Origin of the sequence: Devosia soli, from assembly GCF_000970455.1 — a bacterium.
In the GTDB taxonomy this organism is placed as follows: Bacteria; Pseudomonadota; Alphaproteobacteria; order Rhizobiales; family Devosiaceae; genus Devosia; species Devosia soli.
On sequence record NZ_LAJG01000021.1, the window covers coordinates 160,678 to 173,188 of the forward strand.

13 protein-coding genes are annotated in these 12,511 nt (G+C 61.6%); 4 read left to right on the forward strand and 9 right to left on the reverse strand.

Going from position 1 to position 12,511, the window contains the following annotated elements:
- Nucleotides 1–6: 6 nt before the first annotated feature.
- Nucleotides 7–1,050 (reverse strand): LacI family DNA-binding transcriptional regulator, encoded by a 1,044-nt coding sequence (locus VW35_RS09770; RefSeq protein ID WP_046142856.1) that lies wholly within the window; start codon nucleotides 1,048–1,050, stop codon nucleotides 7–9.
- A gap of 130 nt (nucleotides 1,051–1,180) precedes the next feature.
- Between VW35_RS09770 and VW35_RS09775 the strand changes: the two genes are divergently transcribed.
- Both VW35_RS09775 and VW35_RS09780 read left to right on the forward strand, forming a co-directional pair.
- On the forward strand, nucleotides 1,181–2,191 hold the full coding sequence (locus tag VW35_RS09775; RefSeq protein WP_046142857.1) for an aldose epimerase family protein: 1,011 nt from the start codon (nucleotides 1,181–1,183) through the stop codon (nucleotides 2,189–2,191).
- A gap of 252 nt (nucleotides 2,192–2,443) precedes the next feature.
- On the forward strand, nucleotides 2,444–3,151 hold the full coding sequence (locus VW35_RS09780; RefSeq protein ID WP_046142858.1) for a helix-turn-helix transcriptional regulator: 708 nt from the start codon (nucleotides 2,444–2,446) through the stop codon (nucleotides 3,149–3,151).
- A 23-nt stretch (nucleotides 3,152–3,174) separates the two neighbouring features.
- Here VW35_RS09780 and VW35_RS09785 read toward each other — a convergent pair whose 3' ends face one another.
- Nucleotides 3,175–3,627 (reverse strand): NUDIX domain-containing protein, encoded by a 453-nt coding sequence (locus tag VW35_RS09785; protein WP_046142859.1) that lies wholly within the window; start codon nucleotides 3,625–3,627, stop codon nucleotides 3,175–3,177.
- Nucleotides 3,628–3,641: 14 nt separating this feature from the next.
- Nucleotides 3,642–5,168, reverse strand: coding sequence for a YifB family Mg chelatase-like AAA ATPase (locus VW35_RS09790; protein ID WP_046142860.1), 1,527 nt, complete (start codon nucleotides 5,166–5,168; stop codon nucleotides 3,642–3,644).
- A 180-nt stretch (nucleotides 5,169–5,348) separates the two neighbouring features.
- Here VW35_RS09790 and VW35_RS09795 point away from each other — a divergent pair, with 180 nt between their 5' ends.
- A complete protein-coding gene (locus tag VW35_RS09795; RefSeq protein WP_152662547.1) occupies nucleotides 5,349–6,191 on the forward strand; it encodes a glycoside hydrolase family 25 protein in 843 nt (280 codons plus the stop codon).
- On the opposite strand, the gene VW35_RS09800 is transcribed toward VW35_RS09795, so the two are convergent.
- From VW35_RS09800 to rsmI, 4 genes are all read right to left on the reverse strand, one after another.
- The gene (locus VW35_RS09800) at nucleotides 6,184–6,825 is read right to left on the reverse strand and encodes a MarC family protein (protein ID WP_046142862.1); all 642 of its coding nucleotides are present in this window, start codon (nucleotides 6,823–6,825) and stop codon (nucleotides 6,184–6,186) included. The genes VW35_RS09795 and VW35_RS09800 overlap by 8 nt on opposite strands.
- Before the next feature lie 63 nt (nucleotides 6,826–6,888).
- Nucleotides 6,889–7,830 carry a glutathione synthase gene (gshB, locus tag VW35_RS09805; RefSeq protein ID WP_046142863.1) on the reverse strand — a complete coding sequence of 314 codons (942 nt, stop codon included), beginning with the start codon at nucleotides 7,828–7,830 and terminating at the stop codon, nucleotides 6,889–6,891.
- Nucleotides 7,831–7,863: 33 nt separating this feature from the next.
- Nucleotides 7,864–8,256 carry a YraN family protein gene (locus VW35_RS09810; protein ID WP_046142864.1) on the reverse strand — a complete coding sequence of 131 codons (393 nt, stop codon included), beginning with the start codon at nucleotides 8,254–8,256 and terminating at the stop codon, nucleotides 7,864–7,866.
- Nucleotides 8,225–9,109, reverse strand: coding sequence for a 16S rRNA (cytidine(1402)-2'-O)-methyltransferase (gene rsmI, locus VW35_RS09815; protein ID WP_046142865.1), 885 nt, complete (start codon nucleotides 9,107–9,109; stop codon nucleotides 8,225–8,227). The genes VW35_RS09810 and rsmI overlap by 32 nt, the downstream gene beginning before the upstream one ends.
- Nucleotides 9,110–9,195: 86 nt before the next feature.
- Here rsmI and VW35_RS09820 point away from each other — a divergent pair, with 86 nt between their 5' ends.
- Nucleotides 9,196–10,437: a penicillin-binding protein activator gene (locus tag VW35_RS09820; RefSeq protein WP_046142866.1), complete on the forward strand. Its 1,242-nt coding sequence runs from the start codon at nucleotides 9,196–9,198 to the stop codon at nucleotides 10,435–10,437.
- A gap of 20 nt (nucleotides 10,438–10,457) precedes the next feature.
- Here the strand turns inward: VW35_RS09820 and hemW are convergent, their stop codons facing one another.
- Nucleotides 10,458–11,612, reverse strand: coding sequence for a radical SAM family heme chaperone HemW (gene hemW / locus VW35_RS09825; protein WP_046142867.1), 1,155 nt, complete (start codon nucleotides 11,610–11,612; stop codon nucleotides 10,458–10,460).
- Between the two features lie 180 nt (nucleotides 11,613–11,792).
- Entirely contained in the window at nucleotides 11,793–12,434 is a 642-nt protein-coding gene (locus VW35_RS09830) for a non-canonical purine NTP pyrophosphatase (protein ID WP_046142868.1), read from the reverse strand.
- Nucleotides 12,435–12,511: the final 77 nt, after the last annotated feature.

A 12,511-nucleotide genomic window follows, 5' to 3' on the forward strand; every position in this document is an offset into this window, starting at 1 on the left:
GTCTTCTTACCTGAGATTGTCGCGCAGGAAAATGCCAATTTCAATGGGGTCGGCCGCGAGAGACCGTCCCGTCCCCAAGGCAAAGGCGCGCGCCGCAGCGATGGCCTCGCGAATTTCGCCATCCGGATTCTGGTCGAGCACCACATCGATGGAGCCGGCCATGAGCCCTGCACGAGTGGGCGCAGTCAATTCATGCGCGATCACCCGCAGCGGCTGGCATCTCTGTGCCTCCTCAAGCGCAGCCACGAGCCCCGCATTACCGGCACCAAGGTTATAGATACCACCAAGATCCCGATGTTCAGCGAGAAGCTTAGCCACCAAAGCTTGTGTCTCGGCGGGCGCGTCATGTCCCTCAAAGGGACCGATGATGTCGAGATCAGGAAAATCCTGCGCGAGCACGTCGCGAAAACCGGCGAGGCGATCGAGGTGGTCCCGCAGATGCAGGGAACCGGCAATAACGGCGATCTTGCCGCCTTGCGGCAGGAAACGGCCAAGAAGCGATGCCGCCGTGCGTCCGGCCGCCCCGTTGTCGATGCCGATGAAATGCTTGCGGGCCGATCCTGGAAGATCGCTCACAAGCGTCATGACGGCGATGCCGCGCCGGGTCGCATTATCGACAGCCTCTAGGATTTCGGGCTCCTCGCTCGTCACGATCACCGCACAATCGCACGCCTTGGGGTCCAACCCATCAAGGCCTGCCGCCAGAGTTCCGGCATCGAGTGCCCGTATCCGGCGTGTTGCCAGATGCATGCGGTCGGCGAGCGCCTGGCTCTGGCGTCGCGCCACCGCCTCGGCGAGGCTATCCATGAATTCGTTCGACCCGTCGGGGATAAAGAAAACCACTTTGAGGTCACGCGAACGCGCCATCAGCGAAGCATTGAGATCGCGCGAAAAGCCTAGAGACTGAATGGCTTGCTCGACCTTTTCGGCGGTAGCCGCCCGGACGCCGGGGCGTCCGTTCAGCACCCGATCGACGGTTGCCAGCGAGACGCCGGCGGCGCGGGCAACATCATGAACTGTGGCGCGGCGCCGGCTCGTCTGCTCGTTCACACTAACCCCACAATCCTGTCCTTGCCTTGGCCCACCCTTTGCGGCAGAGGCGCAAAGGTCAAGAGCGGCGTTGCCGCCCGGTGACGAAAAGGCTACAGCTCCGCGCCAATAACGTTCTCGGGGATTATTGATGGGTATCGAAGTTTCGACCTTTGGCGAGTACCAGGGCAAGCGCGTTGATCAGTTCCGTCTTGTCAGCGATACCGGCGTTACCGTCGACATCATTGGCTATGGCGTCGCTGTGCGCGATTGGCGCGTGCCGGTTGCCGGCGGCGAGCGCAGCGTCGTCCTCGGCTTTGAGACTTTCGAGCCCTATCCCGAACACAGCCCGCATTTCGGCTCCCTCGCGGGCCGCGTGGCCAACCGCATCAAGGGAGCGTCGTTCGAGCTCAATGGAACGACCTACAAGTTGCCGGCTAATGCTGGCGACCTGCAGCTCCATGGCGGCGCCGAGGGCCTTGGCCGCCAAGTTTGGACCGGCCAGGTCGATAATGCCAACAATGCGGTGCGCTTCACCCACTTCTCGCCCGACGGCGCCATGGGCTATCCCGGCAATGTCAATTTCGCGGCGACCTACACGCTGAGCGGCAACAAATTGCGGCTCGAACTCAGCGCCACGACCGACCGCCTGACGCCGATCAGTCTGGTGCAACATCAATATTTCAATCTCGGCACCACCGACGACGTGCTCGACCACACAATCCAGGTCAATTCGAGCGCATATACCGAACTGGGCGACGACCTCGCCCCCACCGGTGCTATCCTGCCATCGCGCGGGACGATCTATGATCTGCGCCAGCCGCGCACCATGCGCGATGCCAATGGCGCGCCCGTCGACTACGACATCGGCATGGCGCTCGATACCGGCCGAAAATTCTCCGATCCGATCGCCACTGTCGTTGCGCCGGCAAAGGACCTGACCCTGAAACTCTGGAGCGATCGTCCGGGCGTTCAGGTCTATAATGGCGTCTGGACCGATATTCCCGTGCCCGGCTTAGCCGGCAAGACCTACAAAAAGCACGCCGGCTTCTGCCTTGAAGACCAGAGTTTTGCCGACGCCCTGCACAACCCGCACTTTCCCAACATCATCCATTCCCCCGAGCGTCCCTACAGCCATTGGTGCGACATCGAAATCGCTTAAGTTTCGGGGCTTTACTCCAGCGCCCTACCCACAATCATCCGTTGTCGCCCCGGCCCAGGCCGGGGTCCATACTGAGATTTGGAGATGGCATCCAAGTCATGACGCGCTAGCGATTCAGGTTGGCCAGAACATTCTACGGGGCCGCCCGAGGGCCGGCCCTTTCACTTTATCGACAGCTTGCCTATCTCGGACGAGTGGATTTTCACGCCAAAATCTGCCATCTCGTTCCGCGTTTGTTTCGGGAGGGACACCGTGGACAAGACCGAGCGCCTTTTCGCCATCATGGACGCCTTGCGGCGCCATCGGAGGCCGATCACGGCGGCCGCTCTGGCCGAAGAGCAGGGCGTGTCCGTTCGCACCCTTTATCGCGATATTCAGACCCTGATCGGCCTGGGCGCCCCTATCGATGGCGAAGCCGGCATCGGTTATATGCTCAAGCCCGGCTTCTTCCTGCCTCCGTTGATGTTTTCGCCTGAAGAGCTTGAGGCTTTGGTTTTGGGGGCTCGCTGGGTAGAGACACAGCCCGACGATGGGCTCGGTGCGGCCGCACGCAATGCCCTGGCAAAAATCGCCACTGCCTCGCCTGAGGATCTACGTGACCGCATCAGCGACACCGCGCTCTGGCCCACCGTCTTCTGGGGCGCGCACAAGCCCATTCCCGTTTTGGGCGATATCCGCCTCGCCATGCGCCAGGAAAAGGCTGTCACAATCGACTATCAGGACGAGCAGGGCCGCTCCACCTCGCGCACTCTTTGGCCGGTTGGCCTCGTCTTTTATGAAGGCAAGCAGACGATCGCTGCGTGGTGTCTGCTGCGCGAAGATTTTCGCACCTTCAGGACCGACCGCATCGTCAATCTCGTCATCACCGACCAACGTTATGGCAAGCGCCGATCGGTGCTCGAGCGCGAATGGCGGGACAGTTGGACCCGCGACAGGCGCTTTCAGCAGGAGGAAGGCTAGCCGGATTCACGTGAAACACGGCGCTAAAAGATCGAATGCCGCAACGGCAGCTTGATCGGAGCCACAAACCCCTTCTGCCGCTCTTGCCAAAATCCATCGCGCAGAATTTCGGGAAAGACGTAGCCTTCCGGTAGCGAGTCCTCTGAAAACCACCCTGCATCCTTGATGCTCTCGCCCAAGGCCGGATTGCGGGTGATGTCGATCTCCCCCGACACATAATCGGCCAGAAACCAGAATTTGACGGCCCGGCCGGTCCGGTCAACGAGTTCATCGATATAGGCCATGGATCGCGCCTTGACGCGGAGCCCGGTTTCTTCAAACGCCTCGCGCTCTGCTGCTTCGTGCAATTGTTCGAATCCTTCGACGCCGCCTCCAGGACCGGCCCAGAAGTCGTGGACCCCCGGACGAAGGTGGCGGACAAGCAGGATCCGGTCGTCGCGGAGCGCCAAGACGCCAGCCGATATGCGGTGCCGCATCGAGACCCTTCTCCTCAAGCTGCAGAAAAATTCAGGCGATAGCTCAGCGCTTCGGCAATATGGGGCCGCGCCACCTTTTCGACCCCTGCCAGGTCGGCCAGGGTCCGCGCGACCTTGAGGACACGGTGATAAGCGCGCGCCGAAAGATTATAGCGCTCGGCAGCCTGAAGCAGCAGCATCTGGCTTTCCCTGTCCGGCTCGACCAGCCTTTCGATCAGGGTCGAACTTGCCGCGGCATTGGTCAGCACACCGTCTGCACCCGCCTCCTCATAGCGCCGCTGCTGCCGTTGCCGGGCGGCAGCGACGCGCTGGGCGACATCGGCCGAGGCCTCTCCGGCCTTGGTCGTGCCGATCATGTCCGTCGCCGAAACGGCAGGCACATCGATGCGAATGTCAATTCGATCGAGAAACGGGCCCGAGACGCGCGATTGATAATCGCTGGCGCAGGCTTCGCCGCGCTTGCAGGTGTGTCCCGGTGTCCCCGCAAGGCCGCACTTGCAGGGGTTCATCGCAGCGATCAGCTGAAAGCGGCTCGGATAGGTCACGCGGGCATTGGCCCGGGCGATCACCGTTTCTCCGCTTTCAAGCGGCTGGCGCAGGCTGTCGAGCGCACCCGGCGCAAATTCAGGCAATTCGTCGAGAAACAGCACGCCATTATGCGCAAGGCTCGCTTCCCCGGGCCGTACCTTGAGCCCGCCCCCAACCAGCGCCGCCATCGAGGCCGAGTGGTGAGGCGCCCGGAAAGGGCGCCTGTCCGACAAGGCGCCGCCTGCCAGCTCGCCGGCAATCGATTGGATCATCGAGATATCGAGCAGTTCCCGTGGGCTTAGCGGCGGCAGGATGGACGGCAGGCGCTGAGCCAGCATGGATTTTCCAGCGCCCGGCGGACCCACCATAAGAAGATTGTGCCCGCCAGCTGCCGCAACTTCCAGCGCCCGCCGCGCCACCGCCTGCCCGCGAATGTCCGCAAGGTCAGGCAGCATTCCTCCATGGCTCAGGCTCTTGTCAGGCCGGGGCCGCGCTTGTAGCTGGCGCCCGACCAAATGATTGACGAGCGCGAGGAGACTGTCGGCCGCGACGATCTCGACGTCCTCGCTGGCCCAGGCCGCTTCCGGGCCCGAGGCGGCCGGGCAGATGATGCCGAGGTCGCGCGCGCTGGCCGCCATTGCCGCGGGCAGAACGCCATCGACCCGTGTGATCCGCCCATCGAGCCCCAGCTCGCCGAGCACCAGATAGCGATCGAGCGCGTCCTGCGGGATTGCGCCGATCGCCGCCATCAGCGCCAGCGCGATCGGCAGGTCGTAGTGGCTTCCCTCCTTGGGAAGATCGGCGGGCGCGAGATTGACGGTGATGCGCTTGGGCGGCAGGCCGAGCCCCGATGCATGCAGCGCCGCGCGAACGCGTTCGCTGGCTTCCTTGACGGCCTTGTCGGGCAGGCCGACCACGATGAAGCGGGCAAGGCCGGGAGAGATGTGAACCTGCACATCGACGGGCACAGCCTCGATTCCCTGGAAGGCGACCGTTCCGACATGCATGCCCATGCCCAAAACCCCTTAAACTGCTCTCAACGCTAACAGAAGGTTACCTTAAGTCAAGAACGGACAAGGAACGAAAGATGGTCTGTTAACCATGCGGACTGCCACATTACTTACCCTAAACTTCCATTAACCGCGCCATGTTGAATCAAAGGCTCAATTAGTCTTTGCATGTCGAGTGTGTTGATGGCCCGCGCCTTCCGTCTGCCTGCCCCCCTGAGCGCGCTCCTGCGCAATGCCATCATGGGCTTGGCGGTGTCGGCATTGGCCGCTTGCGCCAGCGGCGGCGGGCTTTACGGCGCCATTCCAGGCGACAATCGTCCGCATGCGGGCGTTGATCGGGCGCGCGGCATGCCTGTTCAGGGCATCGACGTCGCGCGTTACCAGGAGAATGTCGATTTCGACCGTGCCCGCGCCGGTGGCACGCACTTCGTCTTCATGAAGGCGACCGAAGGCAAGGACTACGTCGACCCCAATTTCCGGGCCAATTGGGAGCGTGCCCGCAATGCCGGCATGCCGCGCGGCGCTTACCATTTCATGACCTGGTGCTCGACCGCAGCCGAGCAGGCGTCATGGTTCGTGCAGAACGTTCCAGCCGATCCCTCAGCGTTGCCGCCGGTGCTCGACCTTGAATGGAATAATCACTCGAGCTGCAAAGTAAAACCGAGCAAGGCCGACGCGCTGGAAAAGATCAAGCTGATGCTCGACGTAATGGAACGTCACACCGGCAAGTTGCCGATCATCTATACCGACATGAACTTCCACCGCGATATTCTCGCCGGCGAGTATTTCCCCAACGCCTTCTGGCTCCGCTCCACCGCCGCCGAACCGCACGAGCGTTATGACAATCGTCCTTGGACATTCTGGCAATATACGCAGACTGGCGTCGTGCCGGGGGTCAAGGGTGAGGTTGATCGCAATGTCTTCTATGGGTCGACAAATGACTGGCTGATGTTCCTCTCGACCGGCTGCGACCCTAGGGCGATTGCGGCCTTGGCGCCGACAGGACGTTGTCAGTTCGTCAAGTAGCGGCGGCGCCCAGAAGCCCGGAAGCCTTGATGCCGTCGAAGACAAACTGGACCGCCAAGGCGGCCAGTAGAATACCAACGACGCGCGAAACAACGGAAAGACCTGTCAGCCCCAAAAGGCGCTGAATTGGAATAGCCACAAGTAGAGTGAGCCAGGCAAGCGCGAGAATGACAATAATGGCAGCGATCACCAGCCAGAACTCGGTCTGGGATTCGGCTCCCGTCGTCAATAGAATAACGGCACTGATGGCACCGGGGCCGGCCAATAATGGCATGGCGAGTGGAAACACCGAAATATCGTGGGCTTGGCGAGCTTCGCTTTCTTCCTCGTCTGTTGTTCCGGTGCCGCCTGAATGGCGTGCAAAAACCATGTCGATCGCGATCAAAAGTAGCAGCACTCCGCCAGCCGTACGCAGGGCCGGGATGGTGATGCCAAAGACATCCAGGATCAGATTACCGAGGAAGGCGAAGAACAAAAGGATCAGCAGCGCGACGACGACACCACGTGTCGCAAAAGTCCGGCGCTGCGCCGGGGTATTGTCTTTCGTCAGTGCGGCAAAGATGAAGGCGATATCGGCAACGCCGACCGTTGCGAACAGCGTCGCGAAGGCGACGAGAAAAGCCGAAATATCCATTGATCGCCCCGCAAACCCTAAAGCTGACACTTACGGGATTTGCGGGGAGACGCCAAGCGGCGGCTAAGCCCGACGCTTCTCTATCGCATCCCAGATCATCACCGCGATATCGGGGCCGCCAAAGCGCTTGATCTCGCGGATGCCAGTAGGGGAGGTGACGTTTATTTCGGTGAGGTAGTCGCCGATGACGTCGATGCCGACAAAAATCAAGTCGCGCTCCCTGAGCGCGGGAGCGATGGCGGCGCAGATTTCCTTTTCGCGCTCGGTGAGCGGAGACAGTTCCGGGCGGCCGCCGACATGCATGTTGGAGCGCGCTTCACCATCGGCAGGGATGCGGTTGAGGCCGGCCACCGGTTCGCCATCGACGATGATGATGCGCTTGTCGCCCTTGCGCACATCGGGAAGATATTTCTGGATCATGAAAGGTTCGGGATAGTTGATCTCGAACAGTTCGATGAGTGACGCGAGGTTATGGTCGCCTTCCTGGAGGAAGAAGACGCCGGCGCCGCCATTGCCGTAAAGCGGCTTGACGATGATATTGCCGTGCTCTCTGCGGAAGGCGTGGATTTCGGCGCGGTCACGCGTGACGAGCGTCGGCGGCATCAGCTCGGGGAAATCCGTCACCAGGATTTTTTCCGGCGCGTTGCGCACGGCCGCAGGTGGGTTCACCACCAGCGTCTTGGGGTGGAGGCGCTCGAGGATATGGGTGATGGTGATGTAGTTCATGTTGAACGGCGGATCCTGCCGCATCAACAAGACATCCTGGGTCGAGAGATCGATGCGTTTTGCTTCGCCAAGGCTGAAATGCTGGCCTTTTTCGGCGTCCGTCACGGTGATCGGCTGGGCGAGAGCGCTCACCGTATGGCCGCGAAGGGATAGCGTATCGGCCGTATAATGCAGGATCTGGTGGCCGCGGGCCTGAGCCTCGAGCATCATGGCGAAGGTGGAATCGCCGCGTGGATTGATGGTGGAGACGTGGTCCATCTGGACGGCGACTTTAAGCATTTTTGTCCCTTTGCTTAGCGGTTCCGGCCGAGCCTAAGGTCGGCTCCCCGCATCGAACGCGTTGATGAGATGGCGCGGCCAGCGGCTGGGTGCAAGGAAAATCACATCGAACCTGCAGGACTTTTCGGCTTCTGCCGGGTAGCGCGAAAGCCAATGCTCGGCGGCGCGGACGATACGCCATGTGTTTACCGCTTCAAGCGCTTCAGCCTCGATCGCATGGTGAGCACGGGTTTTGACTTCGACGAAGACGATCGTCCCGCTGCGTTCAGCGATGAGGTCGATCTCACCCATCGGCGTTTTGTAGCGGCGATGGCGGATGCGGTAGAGTTTCAATTGCAGGAACAGCGCGGCAAGCGCCTCGCCGCGTTGACCACCGCGTTCGGCGATTTGCTTTTTATGGCTGGGCCTTGAGCGCGAGGGCGGCATCGTAGACCTCCTTGCGTTTGAGGCTATAGCGGGCGGCGATTTCATCGATGGCGGAACGCATCGACTGGTCAGCCATGGCGGCAAAAAGGTCGGCTTGCCAATCTTCGGCAGCGGGGGCGCTAGGTTCGGCAGCTCCGGCCACGACGATGACGGCCTCACCCTTGGTTTCTTCGCCGGCGAACTTTTCGGCGAGTTCTGCGAGCGTCCCGCGAAAAGTGCGCTCGAAGCGCTTGGTCAATTCGAGGCTGACGGAAGCCTGGCGGTCACCAAGAACTTCGGCCATGGCGGCGAGAGTGTCGTCGAGGCGCCGGGGGCTTTCGTAGAAGACCAGTGTTTCACGTGAATCCACAAGTTTTGCCAATGCGTTAGCGCGGGCACCGGCTTTAGACGGCAGGAAACCGTGGAAGGCGAAGGCGTCGGTGGGGAGGCCGGCGACAACCAGCGAGGACAAGAGAGCAGAGGCGCCGGGGATCGGGAAAACGGGAAGATTGGCTTCGGCCAAAGCGCGGATGAGGGGGAAGCCTGGGTCGGACAGGAGGGGCGTGCCGGCGTCGGAGATCAGCGCAATGGCCTCGCCGCCCGCAATGCGGGAGACGATCTCCTCGGCGCGGGCGCGCTCGTTATGTTCATGTAATGCCTGACGTTTTCCCCGGATGCCGTAGTGGTCGAGCAACTTTGCCGAGGTGCGTGTGTCTTCGCAGAGAACGAGATCGGCGGCAGCGAGGGTTTCGAGCGCCCGGATGGTGATGTCGCGCAGGTTGCCGATGGGGGTCGAGACGACATAGAGGCCGGCCGTGAGCGGGGGGGCGGCGAAGGTGTTGCCGGCAATGAAGTATTCGGCTGGTCGATCCATTCTGCGCGCGGCTCCCCGAGGTTGAGACTTGCTTAACGAAATGAGACGAGTTTGTTAACACTTGGGGAGCGTTGAGAGCATCATTCATGCGATCGCGGTACGATTGGGGTAATTGGGCTCGTGGCGCGCTGGCTTTCGCGCTCGGCGCGCTTTTGACCTCATGCTCGCCAGGCACATTTCAGATCGGATCTCGAACCCTTGGCTGGGGCAATCCGCCGACCAATGTCGGGACGGCGCCGAATAGTGCCGGACCAATCCAGCAGGCGCCGCAGACAGGCGGCGAGCGTTTTGGGCGAGGTCCGGTTCAGGTCGCGCTGCTCCTGCCGCTCTCGGGCGAGCCGTCGCTGGCCGAACTCGGGAAATCGCTCGCCAATTCCTCCAAGCTCGCCATGGCCTTTATCGAAGCCAATCCGAACATTGCCGAAAACACCACGATCACGCTGCGCGATACGGGGGATAGCGCGGCAGGCGCTGCGGCGGCGGCCAATGCGGCGGTACAGAGTGGCGCAAAATTGATCCTTGGGCCACTCAAGGGCGATCAGGTCGCCGCCGCGGGCGCGGTGGCGCGGGCGGCAGGTGTGCCGATGATCGGGTTTGCCAACAATCCGGCTCTCGCAGGGCAGGGGGTCTATCTCCTCTCCGTGCTGCCGGACGCGGAGATGAAGCGGTCGCTCGCCTATGTGAAGGCGCAGGGACGGCGGGGAATTGGGGGAGCGTTTCCCTCGACGCCCTATGGCGACGCATTGGCCACGGCATTCCGGCAGCAGGCGATCGCGGCGGGATTTGCGCCGAACGCTGTCTATACGTTCACCGCGGCGAATGAGGCCGCGCAGATCGTGGGTCAGGCAAAGCAACAGATCGATCGCGGCATGATCGATACGCTTTTCATTCCTGATCGCGCCAGTGCTCCAGCCTTTGCTACGGCGCTGGCAAGCGCGGGCGTCGGCCGAGACGCCGTGCAGATCGTCGGATCGGCAGATTGGGCGGGGGACCAGACAATCCTTTCGACGCCTGGTCTTGCAGGGGCGATCTTTCCGGCCGTCGATGAAGCCGGGTTCGCTGCCATTACCGGGGACTATCAAAGCCGGTTCGGCACGCGGCCGCATCCGATGGCAACGATTGCCTATACGGCCACGATCCTGGCCAATGTGAACACGCTCTCTATGGCAACGCCGCCTTATAATCCGGGGCTGGTGACGAGCCCGTCCGGGTTCAACGGGCGGGATGGGCAGTTCCGGTTTCTGAGCAATGGCCGGGCGGAATATGCGCTGGTCATCAAGACGATCGAGACAGGCGCAGCGACGACGGTGGAGGGGCCGAAGCTCTAGAATTACCCCCGAGCGGCGCGTTACGCCGCCAGATCCGCCACCACGGCATCGAGCACCGGGAAACCCTTTTCCGTCACGCGGATGTTGCCGTTGGGAAGCGTTTCGACGAAACCATAGCCCTTGAGGGCCTGGATCTGCTTTTCGGCGATGGTACGCCCAGAGATCGACATGAACCGGCTCGGCGAAATGCCTTCTTTGAGACGAAGACCCATGACGAGATATTCGTCGCCCTGCTCTTCCCAGGTAAGGACATCGTCCGTCGTCATGCCGTGACCGAACTCGTTGACGAGTTTGAGCCATTCAAAGGGCAGCTTTTCGGTGGCGGTGGCGTGGCGCTGATGGTTGACGAGGAGCCGGCCATGGGCGCCCGGGCCGATGCCGGCATATTCGCCATAGCGCCAATAGAGCATGTTGTGGCGCGATTCCTGGCCGGGCACGGCGTGGTTGGAAATCTCGTAGGCCGGCATGCCAGCGGCGGCCGTCAATTCCTGCGTGAGCTCATAAAAATCGGCGCCGAGATCTTCGCTCGGCATCTGCAGCTTGCCGGCATTGAAGAGATCGAAATAGCGCGTGCCCTGCTCGATGGTGAGCTGGTAGAGGCTCAGATGGCCCTTGGCGAGCCAGATGGCTTCCTTGAGCTCGTCTTCCCAGTCCTCAAGCGTCTGCTTGGGGCGAGCATAGATGAGATCAAAGCTTGAGCGCTCAAAGACCGACTGCGCAATGCGGACGGCCGCAATAGCTTCATCAACCGTATGACGGCGGCCCAATTCAGCGAGCGGACCTTCGCGCAGCGACTGGACGCCGAGCGAGACGCGGTTGACGCCAGCTGTTCTAAACCCGCGAAAACGGTCGACTTCCACCGAGGTCGGATTGGCTTCGAGGGTGATCTCGGCCTTGTTGTCGATCTGCCAATGGGCAGCGATGGTGTCCAAAATCGTGCCAACGGCCTTGGGCGACATCAGCGATGGCGTGCCACCGCCGAAGAAAATCGACTGGACGAGGCGGCCAGGGGAGAGCGCCGCCATATGGGCGATCTCGCGCTTATAACCCTCGACGAAAGCGTCCTCGTCAAATGGGCCGCGATGGACGTGGGAATTGAAATCGCAATAGGGGCATTTTGCGGCACAGAAGGGCCAATGCACATAGACGCCGAACAGGTCGTTGGGATTGCTCATGCTGGGCACCTGTGGCTGAAGGAAGTTTGGTGATTGCCAAGACCCCCACCCAACCTCCCCCTGATAGGGGGAGGGGTCAGGCCGGTGAATTTTGCGCAGATTGTGCCCCAAGCTGGGAGCGCCCCTCCCCCTTTGAGGGGGACGTTGGGTGGGGGTGATGTCAGATCGAGCATCAGTCCCTCAGCCTTCAATCTGGTTCTCCACGAATTGGGCGAAGGCGCGGGCGCGGTGGGAAAGACCCTGCTGGCCAGGGGCCCAGGAATGTTTGGTTTCCGCGGCCATTTCGCCAAAGGTAATGTCAAAACCTTCAGGCTGGAACATGGGGTCGTAGCCGTGGCCGATAGTGCCGCGCGGCGGCCAGACCAAGGTGCCATCGCATTTGCCGACAAAGATCATGTCGCGGCCATCGGGATGGGCGAGGCAGAGCGTGGCGTTGAACGAGCCCTTGCGCTGTTCGGGCGTAGTTGCGCCCTTTGCCAGGAGTTCGTCCTGAACGCGTTGCATGGCAAAATTGAAATCGCGCGGAACGCCCGCCCAATCGGCGGTATAGACGCCGGGTCGGCCATCGAGCGCATCAACGCAAAGGCCGCTATCATCGGAAAGGGCGAGCATATTGGCGCCCTTGGCCGAGGCATGGGCTTTTGTACGGGCGTTTTCGGCAAAGGTGGTGCCGGTCTCTTCAGGCTCGGGCAGGCCAAGTTCGCCGGCCGAGATCAGCTCTAGACCGAAGGGCGCGAAGAGCTCCTGGAATTCTTTCAGCTTACCGGCATTGTGGGTGGCAAGGACCAGACGATCACCGCGGCGGAGTTTTGGGATGCTCATTTGGACTCCAAGGCGCGTTGAATGTCGTTCCAGATGGCGCAATTCTTCGCTGGGGCGGGGAAGGCTCCATCGCCCGG

What these genes read in the sequence shown, in the direction of transcription:
- VW35_RS09775 (WP_046142857.1), top strand. Translation starts at nt 1,181, where the DNA reads ATGGGTATCGAAGTTTCGACCTTTGGCGAGTACCAGGGCAAGCGCGTT.
- VW35_RS09785 (WP_046142859.1), bottom strand. Translation starts at nt 3,627, where the DNA reads ATGCGGCACCGCATATCGGCTGGCGTCTTGGCGCTCCGCGACGACCGG.
- VW35_RS09790 (WP_046142860.1), bottom strand. Translation starts at nt 5,168, where the DNA reads ATGGGCATGCATGTCGGAACGGTCGCCTTCCAGGGAATCGAGGCTGTG.
- VW35_RS09795 (WP_152662547.1), top strand. Translation starts at nt 5,349, where the DNA reads ATGGCCCGCGCCTTCCGTCTGCCTGCCCCCCTGAGCGCGCTCCTGCGC.
- VW35_RS09800 (WP_046142862.1), bottom strand. Translation starts at nt 6,825, where the DNA reads ATGGATATTTCGGCTTTTCTCGTCGCCTTCGCGACGCTGTTCGCAACG.
- gshB (WP_046142863.1), bottom strand. Translation starts at nt 7,830, where the DNA reads ATGCTTAAAGTCGCCGTCCAGATGGACCACGTCTCCACCATCAATCCA.
- VW35_RS09810 (WP_046142864.1), bottom strand. Translation starts at nt 8,256, where the DNA reads ATGCCGCCCTCGCGCTCAAGGCCCAGCCATAAAAAGCAAATCGCCGAA.
- rsmI (WP_046142865.1), bottom strand. Translation starts at nt 9,109, where the DNA reads ATGGATCGACCAGCCGAATACTTCATTGCCGGCAACACCTTCGCCGCC.
- VW35_RS09820 (WP_046142866.1), top strand. Translation starts at nt 9,196, where the DNA reads ATGCGATCGCGGTACGATTGGGGTAATTGGGCTCGTGGCGCGCTGGCT.
- hemW (WP_046142867.1), bottom strand. Translation starts at nt 11,612, where the DNA reads ATGAGCAATCCCAACGACCTGTTCGGCGTCTATGTGCATTGGCCCTTC.
- VW35_RS09830 (WP_046142868.1), bottom strand. Translation starts at nt 12,434, where the DNA reads ATGAGCATCCCAAAACTCCGCCGCGGTGATCGTCTGGTCCTTGCCACC.